Origin of the sequence: Kiloniella spongiae (genome assembly GCF_001026905.1) — a bacterium.
GTDB classification, from domain to species: domain Bacteria; phylum Pseudomonadota; class Alphaproteobacteria; order Kiloniellales; family Kiloniellaceae; genus Kiloniella; species Kiloniella spongiae.
Map to the genome: position 1 here is coordinate 242,159 of NZ_LAQL01000003.1, position 18,366 is coordinate 260,524.

At 44.9% G+C, this 18,366-nt stretch carries 17 protein-coding genes; 8 read left to right on the top strand and 9 right to left on the bottom strand.

The window, feature by feature from the left end; all coding sequences use genetic code 11:
- Nucleotides 1–28: 28 nt before the first annotated feature.
- Entirely contained in the window at nucleotides 29–490 is a 462-nt protein-coding gene (locus WH96_RS05055; RefSeq protein WP_047763031.1) for a hypothetical protein, read from the bottom strand.
- 296 nt (nucleotides 491–786) lie between these two features.
- On the opposite strand from WH96_RS05055, the gene WH96_RS05060 reads away from it, so the two are divergent.
- Genes WH96_RS05060 through WH96_RS05075 form a run of 4 tightly spaced genes read left to right on the top strand, consistent with a single transcriptional unit; the run spans nucleotide 787 to nucleotide 7,699 of the window.
- On the top strand, nucleotides 787–2,238 hold the full coding sequence (locus tag WH96_RS05060) for a class I SAM-dependent DNA methyltransferase (protein WP_047763032.1): 1,452 nt from the start codon (nucleotides 787–789) through the stop codon (nucleotides 2,236–2,238).
- Entirely contained in the window at nucleotides 2,238–4,046 is a 1,809-nt protein-coding gene (locus tag WH96_RS21165; RefSeq protein WP_053005699.1) for a restriction endonuclease subunit S, read from the top strand. The genes WH96_RS05060 and WH96_RS21165 overlap by 1 nt, the downstream gene beginning before the upstream one ends.
- Nucleotides 4,043–6,382: an EcoAI/FtnUII family type I restriction enzme subunit R gene (gene hsdR / locus WH96_RS05070; protein WP_047763033.1), complete on the top strand. Its 2,340-nt coding sequence runs from the start codon at nucleotides 4,043–4,045 to the stop codon at nucleotides 6,380–6,382. Before WH96_RS21165 ends, hsdR begins: the two co-directional genes overlap by 4 nt.
- 9 nt (nucleotides 6,383–6,391) lie before the next feature.
- Entirely contained in the window at nucleotides 6,392–7,699 is a 1,308-nt protein-coding gene (locus tag WH96_RS05075; protein WP_047763034.1) for an MFS transporter, read from the top strand.
- Nucleotides 7,700–7,776: 77 nt separating this feature from the next.
- Here WH96_RS05075 and WH96_RS05080 read toward each other — a convergent pair whose 3' ends face one another.
- From WH96_RS05080 to WH96_RS05100, 5 genes are all read right to left on the bottom strand, one after another.
- Nucleotides 7,777–8,742: a DMT family transporter gene (locus tag WH96_RS05080; RefSeq protein ID WP_053005700.1), complete on the bottom strand. Its 966-nt coding sequence runs from the start codon at nucleotides 8,740–8,742 to the stop codon at nucleotides 7,777–7,779.
- Between the two features lie 99 nt (nucleotides 8,743–8,841).
- Entirely contained in the window at nucleotides 8,842–9,333 is a 492-nt protein-coding gene (locus WH96_RS05085; RefSeq protein ID WP_047763035.1) for an AAA family ATPase, read from the bottom strand.
- A 127-nt stretch (nucleotides 9,334–9,460) separates the two neighbouring features.
- Nucleotides 9,461–10,636, bottom strand: coding sequence for an ATP-binding protein (locus tag WH96_RS05090; protein ID WP_053005701.1), 1,176 nt, complete (start codon nucleotides 10,634–10,636; stop codon nucleotides 9,461–9,463).
- The gene (locus tag WH96_RS05095) at nucleotides 10,633–11,178 is read right to left on the bottom strand and encodes a heme NO-binding domain-containing protein (RefSeq protein WP_053005702.1); all 546 of its coding nucleotides are present in this window, start codon (nucleotides 11,176–11,178) and stop codon (nucleotides 10,633–10,635) included. The genes WH96_RS05090 and WH96_RS05095 overlap by 4 nt, the downstream gene beginning before the upstream one ends.
- A gap of 304 nt (nucleotides 11,179–11,482) precedes the next feature.
- Entirely contained in the window at nucleotides 11,483–12,364 is an 882-nt protein-coding gene (locus WH96_RS05100; protein ID WP_047763036.1) for a BKACE family enzyme, read from the bottom strand.
- Between the two features lie 355 nt (nucleotides 12,365–12,719).
- On the opposite strand from WH96_RS05100, the gene WH96_RS05105 reads away from it, so the two are divergent.
- Nucleotides 12,720–13,694, top strand: a complete 975-nt coding sequence (locus WH96_RS05105; protein ID WP_053005703.1) for a homoserine O-succinyltransferase — start codon at nucleotides 12,720–12,722, stop codon at nucleotides 13,692–13,694.
- A gap of 43 nt (nucleotides 13,695–13,737) precedes the next feature.
- Nucleotides 13,738–13,977 (top strand): hypothetical protein, encoded by a 240-nt coding sequence (locus tag WH96_RS05110; RefSeq protein WP_047763037.1) that lies wholly within the window; start codon nucleotides 13,738–13,740, stop codon nucleotides 13,975–13,977.
- A gap of 282 nt (nucleotides 13,978–14,259) precedes the next feature.
- On the opposite strand, the gene WH96_RS05115 is transcribed toward WH96_RS05110, so the two are convergent.
- A complete protein-coding gene (locus tag WH96_RS05115; RefSeq protein WP_047763038.1) occupies nucleotides 14,260–14,487 on the bottom strand; it encodes a hexameric tyrosine-coordinated heme protein in 228 nt (75 codons plus the stop codon).
- Nucleotides 14,488–14,537: 50 nt separating this feature from the next.
- Entirely contained in the window at nucleotides 14,538–15,521 is a 984-nt protein-coding gene (locus WH96_RS05120) for a catalase (RefSeq protein ID WP_053005704.1), read from the bottom strand.
- 146 nt (nucleotides 15,522–15,667) lie between these two features.
- On the opposite strand from WH96_RS05120, the gene WH96_RS05125 reads away from it, so the two are divergent.
- Nucleotides 15,668–16,090 (top strand): MarR family winged helix-turn-helix transcriptional regulator, encoded by a 423-nt coding sequence (locus WH96_RS05125; protein ID WP_047763311.1) that lies wholly within the window; start codon nucleotides 15,668–15,670, stop codon nucleotides 16,088–16,090.
- A 410-nt stretch (nucleotides 16,091–16,500) separates the two neighbouring features.
- A complete protein-coding gene (locus tag WH96_RS05130) occupies nucleotides 16,501–16,998 on the top strand; it encodes a PAS domain-containing protein (RefSeq protein WP_162200120.1) in 498 nt (165 codons plus the stop codon).
- 427 nt (nucleotides 16,999–17,425) lie between these two features.
- Here the strand turns inward: WH96_RS05130 and WH96_RS05135 are convergent, their stop codons facing one another.
- Nucleotides 17,426–18,109, bottom strand: a complete 684-nt coding sequence (locus WH96_RS05135) for an HAD family hydrolase (RefSeq protein WP_047763040.1) — start codon at nucleotides 18,107–18,109, stop codon at nucleotides 17,426–17,428.
- Between the last annotated feature and the right edge of the window lie 257 nt (nucleotides 18,110–18,366).

Genomic DNA, 18,366 nt, shown 5'->3' on the forward strand with positions numbered 1-18,366 from the left:
AATAACAGGGCCTTTTTACTTGCGGGATCTATTTCGACAAGCTGTTTGGTACATAGCCAAAATTGAGATGGCGATATTCATTAAAACTAAAGCACCATTTTTGTTCAGGACTAACGGCATAGAGGCAAAGTGGTATCGGTATGAAATCCCAAAGGACAGTTGGTAATAATGAAATATCCATACGGTAATCATTCTGCATTAATACGTCGCCATAAAGTACGACAGATCCACTCAAGGTATGTTTCTCGATCATCCTTTTTGTAAAATCGTAACTTTCTGCCGATCTATAGGGAATTTTAACCTGATAATATTTAGCGTTGGGAACAATTTGCCAATGGATATACTGGCCACGCCAAGGAAATTCCTGATAGATAAAGTCATAATCAGCCGGATCATCATTGTCTTCGATCACCTCGATTTCACCCGACCCGATATAATCTTTAAATTTCTCCCGAAGTTCTATTTCTGAATAATCCATATCCGAATTCATAATGGAAACCTTGTTTGTTATCTCGAACGATCAATTACAGAACTTGAGAGAGAATAGGTGCTTGTATTTCGTTATACGTGATCTTGTATGGATTTTTACAACCTTATTGATGTGGTTGCAAAATATGATTACAGTTCTTGAACTGTTTGGGGGAATAAGTCTTTGGGGTTCAATCTCTTTACGATATAAGGTGACCCGGATTGGGTACAATACTCTTCGATTTCTATGAACCGGGGTCGTGTTGTATTCCTCATCTCCCCAAAGCAAAAGTATTCTTGAAGTCTGGTAAAAATTACATGTTCGAACAACGCTTTAAAAACATTGACGATATCCTGCGTAAAGAGGCGGGTTGTGCCTCGGAACTGGACTATACGGAACAGACGTCGTGGCTGTTGTTTTTAAAGTATCTGGATGCGCTGGAACTTGATCGGGCCATGCATGCGGAACTCAAGGGCGAAGACTATAGCCGTATTATTGATGAAAAGCATAGCTGGGGTGTCTGGGCTGCGCCAAAAAAGGCCGACGGCAGCATAGATTTGGACACAGCCCTGACGGGTGATGATCTGATCGACTATGTGGATGGCGATCTTTTTCCCTATCTCAAGGGCTTTAAACAGCGCACCACAGACCCGGATACCATCGAATATAAAATTGGCGAGATCTTTGGCGAGATCAAAAACCGCTTTCAAAGCGGCTACAGCTTGCGCGATGTGGTCGAGGAAATGGACGGCCTGTCTTTTAACAGCCAGACGCAAAAACACGAACTGTCGCATCTTTATGAAGCCAAGATCAAAAACATGGGCAACGCCGGGCGTAACGGCGGTGAATACTATACCCCGCGTCCGTTGATCCGTGCGATGATACAGGTTGTTGATCCTAAAATTGGCGACCGTATTTACGATGGCGCGGTGGGGTCTGCTGGGTTCCTGTGCGAAGCCTTTGATTACCTGCGGGAAAAGGCAACCACCACGGCGGCGCTGGAAACCCTGCAAAAACACACTTTTTACGGCAAGGAAAAGAAAAGCCTCGCCTATGTCATCGCGATCATGAACATGATCCTGCACGGCATCGAAGCCCCGAACATTGTTCACACCAATACCCTTGGTGAGAATATCATGGATTTGCAGGAAAAAGACCGCTACCACGTTATCCTTGCCAACCCACCCTTTGGCGGCAAGGAACGCAAGGAAGTCCAGCAGAATTTCCCGATCAAATCCAGCGAGACCGCCTTTTTATTCCTGCAACACTTTATCAAATCCCTTAAGGCGGGCGGTCGCGGTGCGGTGGTGATTAAAAACACCTTCCTGAGCAACAGCGACAATGCCTCTGTCGCGCTGCGCAAAGAACTACTGGAAAGCTGTAACCTGCACACCGTCCTCGATATGCCCTCGGGCACCTTTATCGGTGCAGGGGTGAAAACCGTGGTGCTGTTTTTTGAAAAGGGCAAGGCCACCAAAAACACATGGTTCTACCAACTCGACCCCGGTCGCAACATGGGTAAAACCAACCCGTTGAACGACAATGATATTGCCGAGTTCGTCACCCTGCAAAAGACTGCTGCCGAAAGTGAAAAGTCATGGACCATTGCTCGCGCTGATCTGGACGAAGCCACCTATGATCTTTCTGTGAAAAACCCCAATACCCCCGAGGACGCGCCTTTGCGCGATCCAAACGAGATTATGACTGAGATCGCGGCACTGGACGTTGAAAGCGCAAAGATCCTCTCGAACATTCGGAGGATGTTGTGATGTGGGAAATGAAAACTATCTCAGATATCTGTGAAATTTTTACAGATGGAAATTGGATTGAAAAGAAGGATCAATCTAATGATGGTATTCGATTAATTCAAACAGGTAATGTCGGCGAGGGTATTTTTAAAAATAGGGTTGAGAAGGCAAGGTATATCAATGATATAACGTTCAAAAAGTTAAAGTGTACAGAAATTTTTTCAGGTGATTGTTTAATTTCTCGGTTACCTGATCCTGTTGGACGAGCATGTATTATACCAGACTTAAATGAGAAGCTTATTACCGCAGTTGATTGTTCAATTTTGCGGTTTAAGGCTGGCGTCGTTTCTCCTGAATTTTTTAAATATTTTAGCTTGAGCAGTAATTACCTAAAAGACGTTGACTATAGATGCACTGGTTCTACACGAAAGCGAATAAGTCGAAAAAATTTAGGTAAAGTGCAAATCCCTCTTCCTCCCCTTGAAGAGCAAAAGCGCATTGTGGCGATATTGGATGAGGCCTTTGCGGGGATTGATAAGGCGAAAGAAAACACCGAGAAAAACCTCGCCAACGCCAAAGAACTCTTCGAAAGCTACCTCAACAACATCTTCACACAAAAAGACGATGGTTGGGTGGAGAGAAGTTTAACGGAAATATGTGAAATCACAGCCAAGTTAATTGATCCTCGAGATAAAGAATATATTGATCTTCTTCATCTTGGTGCTGGTAATATGATGACACTTTCAGATGAATTGGTGAATGTTAAGACCGCAAGAGAAGAAAAGCTAATATCAGGTAAGTTTGTTTTTGATAAAGGCGTTGTTTTGTATAGTAAAATTCGACCATACTTAATGAAAGTATGCCGGCCTGATTTTAATGGTTTATGTAGTGCAGATGTATATCCTTTAATGCCCAAACGGGATATTTTAGAGCGTGACTTTCTTTTTTACATGCTTCTTTGTAAAAATTTTACGGATTATGCCGTAAAAGGATCTGCTAGAGCAGGGATGCCTAAAGTAAATAGAACTCATCTTTTTAATTATAAAGTTCATATTCCGTCGATTGAAACTCAAAAAATATTATCTCAAGAGATTGATGAAATATATCAATCTTCAAAAAAGCTTGAGGCTATTTACCAACAAAAACTCACAGCCCTCAAAGAACTTAAACAATCCCTGTTGCAGAAGGCTTTTGCAGGGGAGCTTACCAAACCCGATACGGTTGATACAACGACACGGGAATATACTGCCAATATCATTGCGATTGCTTTTGCCAGACATGCTAAATTCGAAAAAGAGAAGACATTTGGGCATGTTAAAACGCAGAAACTTTTACATTTGATCGAAGCGGTTGGAGGTGTTGATCTTGGTCGGGAACCTATCAAAGATGCTGCCGGTCCTAATGATTTCATGCATATGGGAAAAGCTGAGGAATGGGCAAAAGAAAACAGGTTTTTTGAGTTCGTGAAACGAGGAAAAGGATATGATTTCGTTAAACTTTCTCATTTTGACAAATACCTTGCCCAAGCTCAGGATGCTTTAGTCGAGCATAAGGATATCTATACGAAAATTATTGGTCTCTTGGTGCCTTTAAATACTCGCCAAGCTGAGCTCGTGGCGACTGTTCATGCGGCTTGGAATAATCTGTTATTGGATGGTAAGACGCCAAGTGACGATGACATTATTCATGAGGCACGTGAAAACTGGCACAGTGATAAACGGGAAATCCCGCGTCATGAATTTATCGAAGCACTGGCGAGGATACGTCGTGAAAATATTATGCCTCAAGGCACAGGCAAGCGCGTAACGGGGCAAGAAGTCCTTTTATGAGCAGAAACGAAGCCCAGACCAGATTGGATTTGATTGATCCCGCGCTTTTGGCGGCGGGTTGGTCGGTGGTTGAGGGCAGTCGGATTTCTGTGGAACATACCATCACACAGGGGCGTCTGGTCGGTGGCGGGCGACGGGCGCAGTCTTTGGCGGCGGACTATGTGCTGATCTATCGCAATAAGAAGCTGGCAGTGATTGAGGCCAAGGCAGAAAAATACCCGGTTTCCGAAGGTCGGCCACAGGCGGTTGAGTATGCGGAACGCCTTCAGGTGCGCTTTGCCTATAGCACCAATGGCAAGGGCCTCTACGAGATTGATACCAAGACGGGCAAAGAGGTCGAACTGTCGTCTATGGGCGCGGTGCCGTCGCCGGAAACCCTGTGGAACCGTATCTATCATGTCGAGAATTACTGGCGTGACCGTTTTGCCGAGGTGGCCTTTGAAGATCGTGGCGGGACGTGGCAACCACGCTATTATCAGGACAATGCCATTGAACGTAGCCTTGATGCGATTGCGTCGGGCAAGGACCGCATTTTGCTCACCCTTGCCACGGGCACAGGTAAGACAGCTATTGCCTTTCAACTGGCGTGGAAGCTGTTTCAAAGTCGCTGGAACCTGACGCGAGAGCCAACGCGACGTCCGCGTATCCTCTTTCTGGCGGATCGGAACATTTTGGCGGATCAGGCCTATAATTCCTTTTCTGCCTTTGCCGAAGATGCACTTGTGCGGATCGCCCCGGACGAAGTACGGAAAAAGGGACGGGTGCCGAAAAACGCCAATATCTTTTTTACGATCTTCCAGACCTTTATGAGCGGGCCAGATGGCATACCCTATTTTGGTGATTACCCCGAAGACTTCTTTGATTTTATTATCATTGACGAGTGCCATCGGGGTGGGGCCAAGGACGAAAGCGCGTGGCGGGATATTCTGGAATATTTCGAACCCGCCGTGCAGCTTGGCTTGACCGCAACGCCCAAGCGCAAGGGCAATGTGGATACCTATTCCTATTTCGGGCGGCCTGTGTATGAATATTCACTGAAAGAAGGCATCAACGACGGCTTCCTGACCCCGTTTCGGGTGCGTCAGATTACCACCACCATGGATGATTATGTCTTTACCCCCGGTGATACGATTTTAGAGGGCGCGGATATCATCGAAGAAGGCAAGAGGTACAGGGAACAGGATTTCAACAAGTCCGGCGGTATCGTCATCAAAGAACGTGAAGCCAAGCGTGTTGAGATCTTTATGGACGAGGCCAATCAACAGGAAAAGGCCATCGTTTTCTGCAAGGGGCAGCCTCATGCTGCGCTGATCCGTGATTTGATCAATCAAGTCAAAGAAAGTTCCGACCTACATTACTGTGAGCGTGTCGGGGCCGATGATGGCGCGCGCGGCGAAGCCTTCCTGCGCACATTTCAGGACAACGAAAAAACCGTCCCCACGGTTCTGACCACCAGTACCAAGCTGTCCACCGGGGTCGATGCCCGCAATGTACGCAATATTGTCTTGCTACGCCCGGTACAGTCGATGATCGAATTTAAGCAGATCGTTGGTCGGGGCACGCGCCTGTTCGATGACAAAGACTATTTCACCATCTACGATTTTTGCAAAAACTATGAAATGTTCGAAGATCCCGAATGGGATGGTGAACCACTGGACCCCGCAGATCGTCCTGTTCGACCGTCAAAGCCAGACGAAGATGGTGAACCCACAGGGATGGAGGATGAACCCGGTGGCTATGATCCGGGGGAACCGGAAGAAAAACAAACAATCGTCATTAAACTGGCAGATGGGTCAGCCCGGCGCATACAGCACATGGCCGCGACCAGCTTCTGGGGGCCGGATGGCAAGCCCGTTTCCTCTGCGCAGTTTATTAACAGATTGTTCGGGGAGCTGCCGGAACTGTTCAAGGACGAAGATGAACTGCGTATGCTTTGGGGCAAGCCGGATACCCGCAAAGCCCTGATACAGGGACTCGAAGAACGCGGGTACGGCGAAGCGGTTTTGAGCGAAGTTGCCAAGTTGATTGATGCGCAACAAAGCGACCTGTTTGATGTGTTGGCCTATATCGCCTTTGCCATGGACCCGATCACCAGAACCGAGCGTGTGGATACCCACAAAGATGTCATCCTGCGCGATTACGATGACAAGCTACAGGCCTTTCTGGAATTTGTCCTCGGCCAATACGAAGAACAGGGCGTTCAGGAACTGGATCAGGCCAAACTACCAAGCTTGTTGGAATTGAAATACAGCTCAACCGGCGACGCCGCGCATCACCTCGGCGGCATTCCCCGTATCCGCGATGCCTTCGTCGGCTTTCAGCGGCATTTGTATTAAGTCGAATTTATGAGACTGGCGGCACAGACATTTTCTCGGGTTAAAAAAGACAATTCCATCTACCTTGTTGGTCTTGGGCATGGCGCGACGCATTGGGTGATTGCGACTTTTTATTTTCTGTTGCCCTTTATGGCGCAGGATCTGGGGTTGAGCTATGTGGAGGCCGGGTTGTTTGCCTCGGTCTTTTCTCTTGCATCCTTTGGGGCCAATGTCTTTAGCGGACCGCTGGTGGATATTACCGGACGTCGGGTTTTGTGGCAGGTGGTTTCCCTGTTGGTCGGGGCTATGGCGCTTTATGCCATGGGGGCGGTTAGCCTCTATCCTTTGCTGGTGCTCGCAATGGTCTTTATCGGGATGTCAAATAACCTGTGGCATCCGGCGGCGATATCCTATCTGTCCCTGCGTTATCCTGATCGGCGGGGCTATGTTCTGTCCATTCATGCGCTGGGGGCCAATCTGGGTGATGCCGTTGCGCCTGTGATCATGGCACCGGTGTTGGCTGCGTTGAGTTGGCGCGCGACGATGGAGACGAGCGTTGTTGTCCCGTTGGTGGTTGCTGTACTGCTGTTCTTCTTTGTCGAGCGGGTTGGTTTTCGAAAGCAAGGGGAATATCGGGTTTCAAAGGAACAAGCCAACGAACATCTGAAAACAAGGGATCTGGATAAAAACGTCCCAGATAAACGTCACTCCCAGAATGAAAAGGTGAGTGGAAAAATTAGCGAAAGAATGAGGGGGAGGGATTATCTCGCGGGGGTGGGGGCTTTGCTGAAAAACCGGGCGGTGATGGTACTGTGTTGTATGTCTGGTTTTCGCAATATGGCGCAGACGGGCTTGCTGGTGTTTTTACCGCTCTATCTTGCGAATGAATTGAACCTGTCGCCCTTTCACTTGGCGTTGGCGCTTTTTGCCTTTCAGGCCGCGGGGCTTGTTGCGGCCCCGGTTGCGGGGATCTGGTCGGACCGGATCGGGCGCAGGCCATTGGTGGTCGGGGGATTGGGCATTACCACGGTTATGCTGATCTTGTTGACGCTGATTGACAATACAACGGTTTTTGTGGCGGGCATTGCCATGTTGGGCTTTGGGTTATTTGCCGTGCGCCCCGTGGTTCATAGCTGGCTGATGGATATGACCCCGCCGCACATGGGCGGCACCGCGACCTCTGTGTTATTCGGGGTGCAGTCAGCGATGACCACCTTTGCCCCCATTATCGGTGGAGCATTGGCGGATCGTTATGGCTTGATCTCGGCCTTCTATTTTCTCGGCGCGATGCTGTTGATTGCGAATTTTCTTGTGCTGTTTATCCCTAAAAAAATCTGATTAAATCTTTGCGTTTTGCCCAAGAGGTAAAATTTTGCGCAGGGGGAAAATAGAAAAAGGCCCAAGATAAAACGGGATCAATGATCCCTTTTCTTGAGTTGAGCCTCTCTTAGCGCAATGAACAGGCCACTGCCACAAATCACGATAATGCCCGCCCAGGTCAACAGGTCGGGGAAATCGCCAAAGATAAAATAGCCGATCAGCGTGCCGGAGATAATCTCTACATACCCCAGCGGAGCAAGAATGGAGGCCGGTGCAAGCGCACAGGCCTTTGTCAGCAGGAAATGCCCCAGACCGGAACAAAGGCCCAGAATAATCATCCAGAACCAGCTATCTGCCGTGGGCACTGACCAGTAAAAGGGCGCAACGAAGGACATTACAACCGTGCCGACAATCCCGGTATAGAACAAGGTGACCAACGCGGGCGTTTGTTGGGCGAGGGAGCGGGTCAGGACAATATAGGCGCCGTGTAAAATGCCCGCTGCGATGGCGAGCAAGGCGGGGATGGAAATATTGTCTGCTTCGGGTCTGAGAATAAGCAACACACCAAGAAAACCGACCACAACGGCCCCATAGCGGCGGGGGCCGACTTTTTCCTTGAGGATCAGGCCGGACATAATGGTGATCGCCAGCGGATAAACAAACAGCAAAGCCAGTGCATCGGCAATGGGCATATAGGCGAGGGACCAGAAAAACAGGAAATTTGATGCGATAATCAATAGCCCGCGCAACCCCTGCTTGGCGGGTGATCTGGGCCGCAGGACTTCCCAACGATAGCGAAAAAGGATAACGGGCAGCAACAGGGCGGTCATAAAGACATAACGCGCCCAGACTATTTGGGACGTGGAATGATTATCGCTGAGATACTTGGCAATGCCATCCATGCCCGGCACAACGATCATCGCCAGCGCCATCAGCGTGACGCCCAGAAGAATACGGGTGGGGGCGGCTGTTGGGCTGTTTTCTGCATTATTGATTACCGGGGTAGCTTTAACGGCGTTATTTTCCGTTGTTGTGACGATTGTTACGGGAGAGTTTGTCATTTGAATTCCAGAAATATCGGGTAACCAGATTTCTGGTTATAGAGCGAATTGAAATATGCGAGCTATAAGACTTATGGCAATCAAGTTCAAGTGTATAGGCTATTGCACGTGAAGGATAATATTTAATCCTTCGTCCTTTTGGGGCGGTACAAAATAGCTGGTGATGACATCAAACTCTTTGTCGCTGGGGGTAAATTCATGGGACCCGGATGTGTTGCGTTCGTGCAGGCGTTCCTTGCACAGGTCATTACTGACATCGAGATAATGCAGTTTGTTTTCTACCTTGGCGCGGGTGGCGATGCCCAGCATCCATGCCCGAATATCAGGTGTGTTCGCGGGGAAATCCAGAACGACCGATAATCCGGCCTGTAACAATTGTTGCAGGTGATCTTCCATAATGCTGCGCAGACGGCCCGAACAGCGCACATAGTCGGGAATAGTATTGATTTCCTCAGGATAGAGGCGGGATAACCAGGTGTCTTCGTTGATCAGAATAACCTTGGGATCAATTGATAGATCGCGCGCCAGTGTTGATTTCCCCGCGGCGATTTTCCCACATACCAGATGAAGCGTTGCTTTAAGGTCTGTCATTTGACTGGTTATCTGTTGCTGTCCAAGCTAGCTTTAGTTTAACAAACTTAATTGATGCAAGATTTAATTATTTTAATGGTGTTGGAAAAAGCGACGATAGCAACATCGAAATAGAGACCGTAACCCTTTAAATCACGCGATAACTTGGAAAGGTAGTTGTAATTTTGGTACCTTTATCAACATGGCTATCAATTGCAATCTCTCCACCGTGCAATACGACGAGAGACTTTGTTATATATAAACCGAGGCCGCTGCCCTCATAATCTCGGGTTAAAACTTTTTGTACTTGTTTAAAGGGCTCAAATATTTCTTTTAAATTTTTAGATTCTATACCGATACCATTATCAGAAACTTCAATAATTAGTTGTTTCTCGGGGGATAGATAACAGTTGATAACAACGGTCCCTTTGTTAGGTGTAAACTTTACAGCGTTTGATAATAAGTTGTTAATAATGCGCTTAACCTGATCAGGATCTGCATATATTTGTGAGATTCCTTGAGCAAACTCAAGATCAATAGTGATGCTTTTTTCTGCTGCAGAAGTGTTTATTTTTTTTGCACAGGAATTTAACAAGCTAATTAATTCAAACTCGGTTTCTTTTAATTCTATTTTCCCAGATTCAAGCTTGGCTGCATTAAGGACATCATTGACAACAGAAAGAAGATTGTGGCCAGCACTATTTATGTCATTGGCATATGAAATATAATCGCTGTTGCCTATTGGGCCATTGATCTGATTTGTTATTAATTCAGAAAAACCAATAATAGTGTTGAGAGGAGTACGGAGTTCATGGCTCATCGTTGCTAGAAAAGAGGTCTTTGCCATATTAGCTTTTTGGGCTTCCATAGTTGCGTTTTCTAGTGTTTTGGTCATTTCGCCTAAATCTTGGAGTAACGCATCTTTTGCCTGTAAGGTGCCGAAATAAAAGTGAAACGGATTACTCGGTGCAAAATCAGTCATAGTAAGATTTAAATCCGAGATTTCGTTAATATTGGTTAGTACCGGGTAACCGACAAAAAGATGGCGATCGTGATTTGGATAAAGAGCGCCATTAAAAAGAATTTTCCCGCAAATGGATCGTATGGAAATTGGTTTTTTTAAAATGAAATCAATACCTTCCAAAGACCATTTTATATTGGGCCTCTCCAGAAGAAATATATCTTTAACATTTGTTCCAATTTGAATTTCAGGAATGATTTTTTCAAGATTACCGCCAAATTCGGTAATAGAAAGATCCTTCCCGAAAGCAAAATAAAACCCTATAGCTTCAAGTAGCGTACTGCTTTCTATTGATGTCTTCATGCAGTTTTTTCTATAAAAAATTCATCGTAATCGATATCATCTGAGCGTACTTGTTTGATTGTGACATGGCCGGGATAGTTAAATTTTTCGCAAAGTCCTTCTAATAATCCTTTGACGAAAGAAGTAAGTCCGGGGCGATCACTCATATACCGGATGCAAATTGTGTTAGAATCTATGTTCTTGCAGATAAATGAGGGAGGAGACAAATCGGTCATCTGTGCTCCTAATGCTGCATGCATAGTGTCTAGGTTGTTTAAGAATGAAAAAACCGTATCTCCATAAAGTTTATAATAATTTCCATAAGGACCATTTGCAGTCTCTTTTATCCATCCTTTACCAAGTATTTCGAGCAAAGTATCTGCATCGACAGCCAAGATTTCTACGGATTTTTGAACAATTAAATAAGTAATATCATCTGGATATTGTTTCATTTGTGAGAAGTGTGGAATTTCAGGAATTTGGGCCGTAATCTCCATCCATTTTTTCTCTCCATAGGCATTTTGTATTGTTTGAACTATGTATTTGTTAACCATGCCATACATATCAAGCTCCAAAGGATAGCGTTTTTTTGTTATACTTATTTTGAATAAAATTTTATGAACATATCTATAATAATTGGTAAATAGAATTATGGACCTCATAAAACGCTTATTTTGAGCGCAGTGTCACAAGCCAAGGATTTGATGTTTTTTTGAAAAACAATGGATACACGTCATGGTGTTTCTTGAATGAAAATCCTCAAGATAAGCGCTTTTAATCCTGTTAATTTTTTGTTGTTATTCGGTGAGTATTTAGTTTTTATCTAGTATCGTTCCAGCGTTGTGTCATTTAAGAATATTCGTAAATTTACAATTCCAGTATTTTTCTGGCCTCGTCCGGCGTGGCCAGTGTTCCCCCCAGATGGTCAATAATATCAGCAGCTTTTTCAACCAGTTGCGCGTTATCGCGGCACAACTCGCCTTTGCGGATTTGCAGATTATCTTCCATGCCGACCCGCACGTGTCCACCCAACAAAAAAGACTGGGCGAGGATTGGAAATTCGTGACGGCCAATGCCAAAGGCCGCCCAGACGGTATTTTCGGGAATTTGTGATACCAGATACATCAGGCTTTGCGGGGTCGGTAGAATACCGTAACGAACCCCCATGACGATTTGCATCATGGTCGGGGCTTTAAGAATACCTTTGTCCAGAAAATCCAGTGTCATGTTAAGATCACCGACGTCAAAGAGTTCAATCTCGGGCTTGGTTCCCGCGGCATAAATACGATCCGCCATGATCTCGACATTGCGTGGGGTATTAATCACCACGGCTTCACCAGACCACATTGTATTGAAATCAAGGGTACAGATTTCGGGTTTTAGTTTTTCCACATGGGCAACACGCAATTCGGGACGACAGAGGGTACTGCCTTGTGCCGCGATTTTGGGATCATCTTCCGAAGGAATAAAACGACCGCCTTCACCTGTGGTCAGGTTGAGGATCACATCCTGATTTTTTTGACGGATCAGACCAACCATCTCTTCGTAGAGATTAAGATCCATAGATCCCTTACCCGTTGCAGGATCGCGCACATGTAAATGCACGATGGCTGCCCCGGCCTTTGCTGCACCAAGTGCTGCCTCTGCAATTTGCTTTGGCGTAATGGGCAAACCCGGATGCTGTTCCGGCTTGGTCAAGTTTCCGGTAACGGCACAGGTGAGTATGGTTTTCTTTGGTGTTTTAGGCATGATGCGGACTTTGTGATTTTGGATTTGTTGTTTTATTGCTAGGCTTAACTCTCGCCCAGAAGATGTCCAAAAACAAGACACTTAACAGGGATTAGGTAACAGGGATCAGGAAGTATCTGAATACCCCTGTTGACCTGTCCTACGGATCTATTGGGGCGGATTTACGATTTAGTGATTAGATGCGATTAAGATTTGTATTCCGTAATCAGGATTTTTTATTAATATCTTTTGGCTAGGGCGGGCTTGATTTGAGGTGTAACGATCTATATCAAGTTTAGTTTATGTCTTTGTTGTTGTGCTGTCGTGACTTCTTGTCGGTCTCACAGGATAGTTTGCATATTAAAGGATTGTTGGTTTGCCTATCGTTATTACAGCTAGTGAAGCTCATCCCTTTTTGCCGTCGCTTGGGGATCCCACGGCGATTGCAGAGGAAAAGGCCCTTCATCAGGATATTCGTCCGCTGGAAATTGCGATCCTGAACCTGATGGCTGACAAACAGACAACAGAGCTACAACTGGCGCGGTGGTTGGGGCATACGCCTTTGCAGATCAGACTGACTTTTATTGCGACAGATAGCTATATGGCCAATGTGCAGGCTGGATATCAATCCAAATCCACGCCGAGTGAACATATCAGTAAATATTACAATGCCTGGAGTACGGTTAAGCACCGCAAGTTCGACGGGTTATTGGTGACTGGCGTCAACTTGCTTGATGCTGATGTTACCAGCGAAGGGATCTGGGGCGAAATTCAGGAAATCTTTAACTGGTCGAAAACCAATGTGCTTTCGTCCATGTATATTTGTTGGGCCGGCTTTGCCGCCATGCGCTATTTCCATGATATCAAGTGCCACAACGGCAAAACAAAAACGCTGGGTGTGTTTGAGCATGGTATCGAGGCCGATAGTGCGGACCTTCTTTTTGGCTTACCAGACCGCTTTCCGATCCCTGTGGGCCGTTGGCAGCGCCTACACCGCGACAAGGTAGAAGGATACGAGGCGCTGGAACTGGTTTCCTGCACGGACGAGGGGGATACCTTTATCGTGGCAGAGAACAAAGCCTTTAAAAAGGGCTGCAAGACTTATCCCCGCCGGATCTATATGTTCAACCATCCCGAATACGATACTTTCACAATGAAGAAAGAGTATTTGCGCGATCGTGACGCCTATCCCGAGTTACCAATTCCGCCGAACTATTTCCCGGATGATGATATCGAAAAGGCTCCGGTTAATACTTGGCGATACACTGCGGCAATCTATGCAAACTGGATAAAATCGCTTTATGAGGCCACTCCTTATGATATTGACGATATCCCCGAGGCGTGTGAATAATACTTTTGCCATAAAGATTAGGATGGTTACAGGACTGAGTGTCATGAACATACCAAAGCTAAAGCGGATAAAAGTTTTATCTGAGCAAGAGCTCCGGAATTGGCTCGGAAAGAATTCTGAGCAGGAGCAGGAAGTGATGATCATAACTTGCAACAAAAAGTCCCGTGATAAATACCTTAGCCGTGATCAGGTGCGGAGTGCCCTCAATGAACATGGCTGGACGGCAGGTCAAAGCTATACCTTGAATGGAAATCTTATCGGGCATGTCGTTAGTCACACCTGATTTCAGCAAGAGTTTCAAAGTTCGTTAAATATGGTTTGTGAATATCAAATTTTCCAGCTGTATTTGCGAATTTGGGTTTACTGTTGATGTCCTATTTCTTTGAGCAGTTTTAGCTCTCTATTCTAGATTTTTTGCTATGTTGTTTTAGAAGGTTATACAGATCGCAAGTGAATAGGTGGAGGCTTTGGAGAAAATTTTATATGTTAAAAGCTTCAAAAGATAAATTTATCCAAGACAATCAGTTTTATGATAATTTATTGACTGTCTTGGATTGAGTTGTGATTATTTCCAGTAGTTATTAGCAGCTGCTACTGTTTGAAAGTGGGTGGCGATTACCTGTGACGAGGCTATCAGGTTATCGGCATTTTCTTCGTAGATAGGCCGGATCTTCTTTCGAATATCATCTGACGGCTGTGTGTATTTCACGCCCATCCGTGATAATTTGATAGCCAATTCATAGCCGTCTTGTGCGGTGTCGGTTATTAAACTTCCAAGCCATTTATCTGACATTTCTCTCTCCGTTGGTTTTTTGTTATAATTTGTGTTTAAGCGCTTGATGATTAATTCTGTTCGCCGAGCCTACGGCTAAAGGAAATTGCATAAGAGTCTCGACGCGCCTGTAGTAGTGGATCGTTTGAGGCCTCAAAACCTGTGGATAACACCAGAGGATCGAAATTGATGTTATCACAGTGACCATCTTTTTCCGAAGATATAGCATCTACTTTTAAGTGTGCTGCAATTATTTTTCTGTGTTTTCCCTGCCATGGCACTGCTGCGTTATCAACATCGTCTGTTTTATTGGCCAAAGTAATTTGCATATCCCAGGCGATTATTCCGTCGTTGAGGTTTTTATTCATGTTTTCAAAAAAGAAATCCTGTTGAGGTTCAAGGACAATCTTTTGCGGGCGTGTCGGAATAAAGGACCATCTTACAGCAGTCTTGTCGTCGGTATCGTTTATGAGATAGAAGCTATTGATACTGTTGTATGTTGATCCCTCATATGGGGTTAGCTTCTTTTTTTTACCTGCTTCATGTTTTTTAAAGCGCTGAAGGTTTTTATTTGTAGCTTTAAAAGCCTTTACAGCTTCTTTCCCTTGGACTTTTGCGGCCATTAGCTCTGCAAAGGCTTTCGGGGTTCGAACAGGGAAGAAATCCAACGTGTTCAGGGCCATAAGGTGTTCTTCGTCGTTAGTAGTCGTGATCGCAAGACCCATTCCATATTCTGCTGCTTTTGCATCAGAAGCACTGTTGTTGCCACCTTTATGAGATAAGCGACCGATCACCTTAGATTCACTACTAAAGATAGGACTATTTGAATATCTTTGTATCGCTTTGTCGGCGGGGTATAGCGTGCCGGTGAAACAAAATCCTTTTGTATGATTTCGCCGTTTCCCCTCTGTTACACCGAATAGTTCTTCAAAGGAATTTACGGTATCTGTTGCCGTGTCAAAGCCGTCACTAAGGACTTCACCGCTGAACGTAAGATAGGTAAACAAGCCTAGAACCGCACAAATTTCTCGTGGAAAGATCTTTTTGTATTGCATTTTATCCTACTTTCCTTTGCTAATTTTATATACATTAAGTAAGCATATAATTAGTAAGCTAAATGTTAGCAAGCAAAAACTTGTTATTTTAATATTTTTAACGCAAGGTGGCTCAACGTTTATTCAAATTCTTTGAGGTTCTTATCTTGACAATTGTACCATTAGAGGAGCAGCTCTGTTTTGCTCTGTATAGTGCTTCCAATAGTCTTACGGGGGTTTATCGAAAGCTTCTGGAACCACTGGGGCTTACCTATACTCAGTTTATTGTTCTGATGGTTTTGTGGGAAAAGGACGGTATTTCTATTAGTGAGCTAGCTGACAGGACAGGCTTGAGCAATGCGACCATGACTCCACTACTAAAGCGTATGGAGCAAAAAGGATTTATCACAAGAAAAAGACTGAGTGATAATGAGCGTCAGAAAAACATCGTTTTAACCAAAGTTGGGTCAGAGCTTTCCGAAAAAAGTATAGATGTTACGGTTGAGGCATTTAAAAGCACATCTCTCTCAAAGAAACAGGCCGAAGATGTGATTGCGATTTGTCAGCAGATAGTTCGATCTACAAGCTAATTGTCATTCTACTAAGTAGTGAGCGAATATTGTTTTTAAATGATAACAAGTATTCAGTCATTGGTTGGTATTCGACCGCAAAAGAAAAATTTATCAATATAATCAATGTAATTAAACGTCACTGGACTTTATATGATGGAATAAGCCGGTATCCTTTGTTTTGCTAAGCTTGACATTTAATTGTCTATACATCATAACCGCGCAGTCTTTTGGGCAGTATTTATGATTTATTTATCATAAATGGCGTGCGTTCCCCAAAGAATTGCCTGTTTTAGAACAGGCCCAGAGTTGGACCTAAATCTAAGCGATATTTTTGTTAAAGGTCCAAAGAGAAGCCAGATGTTGGCTTAATTGAACTTTGCAGTGAAAATTATGGCCTGAGGGAACTTAGCAGCACCAAGATGCTTAACGTGGAATACAGAACTGTCGCCGCAGGCTTGGCGCACAAATACTGGCTTACAAAATGCCGGGGCGAGGCAATCCCGAGCCGTGAGGACATAAGTCCTGCGGAGATGGTGGCGTTTTTGCCAAACATTTTATTGCTTGATGTTCAGGATGAGCCGCTTGATTTCCGCTTCAGACTTGTGGGAACGCGTATTGTGCCTTTGCTGTCCCGCGATTACACGGGTGAGTGGATGAGTGCCATCGATATTCTAAAAGCCCCGGGAACCGTATGGGAAAATTGCAGCAGAGCTGTTGAATCGGCTGAACCTGTTTATGCTTTCACGCCTTATGTTGGGCCGAAAAAAGATGTTCTGGACGTCGAGGATCTTATTCTTCCGCTGGCATCTGATGGTAAAAACGTTGATATGCTTATGGTCATTCTTGCATCCGTCCAGAAGACAATGGGCCTCCATAAAAATGGCGACGAGAATAAGACAGATGGGCTAAACACACAGGCTTCTTAAGTTGTTGTTTAGTCCATCCGTTGATTGTGGATATTTAACGTAAGATCTGTGACGTCCGTTATTCAGAAATGCCGAAGGTCATAATTCTTAGTTTTTCTCGACATCTTTGAAGGTGACGTTTTCATCGCCTGTGGCTAGATCAGTTAATGATATTGTTTAAGTATTGTAAGTGGTTAAAGTTTTTTTGTTATGGGGAATAAGTGTAACGAACTGCACTTATCGGGTTTTTGAAACCACATTAATTGCATCTATCCGCAGGATGCCAAACCACATTAGCTGCGAATGAAACCACATTCTTTGCGATTGGGCTGCAATCATCGATCTCAAACCACAATAACTGCGACTATAAATCAGGCTATGATTTATAGCGGCTTAGTGCCATAAGGGGATGTTTGCTGAATTTGAAGTGAGCGACAACTCGGAGCCTTTATCGGAGGCCATTTAGTTCACGAAGCACTCCGGTTAACTTCATCAAAGAATGGATTGTTGCATCTGGTTTTGTTGCTAAGTCTTTTGGCCAATGTGCTCCGTTTGGAAACCAAACAGTTTTCATTCCAGCTCGCTGTGCTCCGATTATATCGGCCTCTGGGGCATCACCAACAAATACACAATCTGAAGGGAGGACAGATAATTTGAGAGCTGCAAGCTCGAATATTTGTGGGTCAGGCTTTCGAAGTCCTACAGTCTCAGAGATGAGATATGTATCCACTAGACGATCTAAGTTCAAAGCGAAGAGGCTACGCATTTGAATGTGTGTTTGGCCATTACTTACAATACCAATTTTCCACCCAAGTGCCCTAATTTCATTAAGTGTTTTTGTCATACCGTCAAAGCCATACGCGAATCGCCACGCGTTTTGCTCGTAATGGTCAAACAATTCTGCGATCAAGCCCGCGTCATTTAATCCAAGCTCCGCAAGTAGGGTTGTATATACTTCATCTTTTGGCCTTCGTCCTCGATTATCCAATTCCAAAAATCTAATAATAGTGGTTTCTAGTGCTTGGAAAATATCGGGGTACAACCGTCCAAATTGATCAGTAAGAAATAGCCTCAATGATCCTGTACGGTCGAATAACGTTTCATCAAGGTCGAAGATAACTGCATTTTTCATCGCTGTTATGATTCCAAGCACGGCAAATAAGCCAATGTCTGTTTTGTCGGTATACTCGTCGTTACGCTTTCTGAACGGTGAGGATCGCTTTGGGTCGGTTGCCGAAGTTCCGGTAGTAAATCAAACATTATATAAAATAGCTTGATGCACAACCTTTGGTGTTATTCTGCACGTAAATAAAACGGTCGTTTTCTTGACGTTGTAGCAGTTTGAAAGCTGGCACTGAAAACACTGGAAAATTTTGTCCAATTACTCAG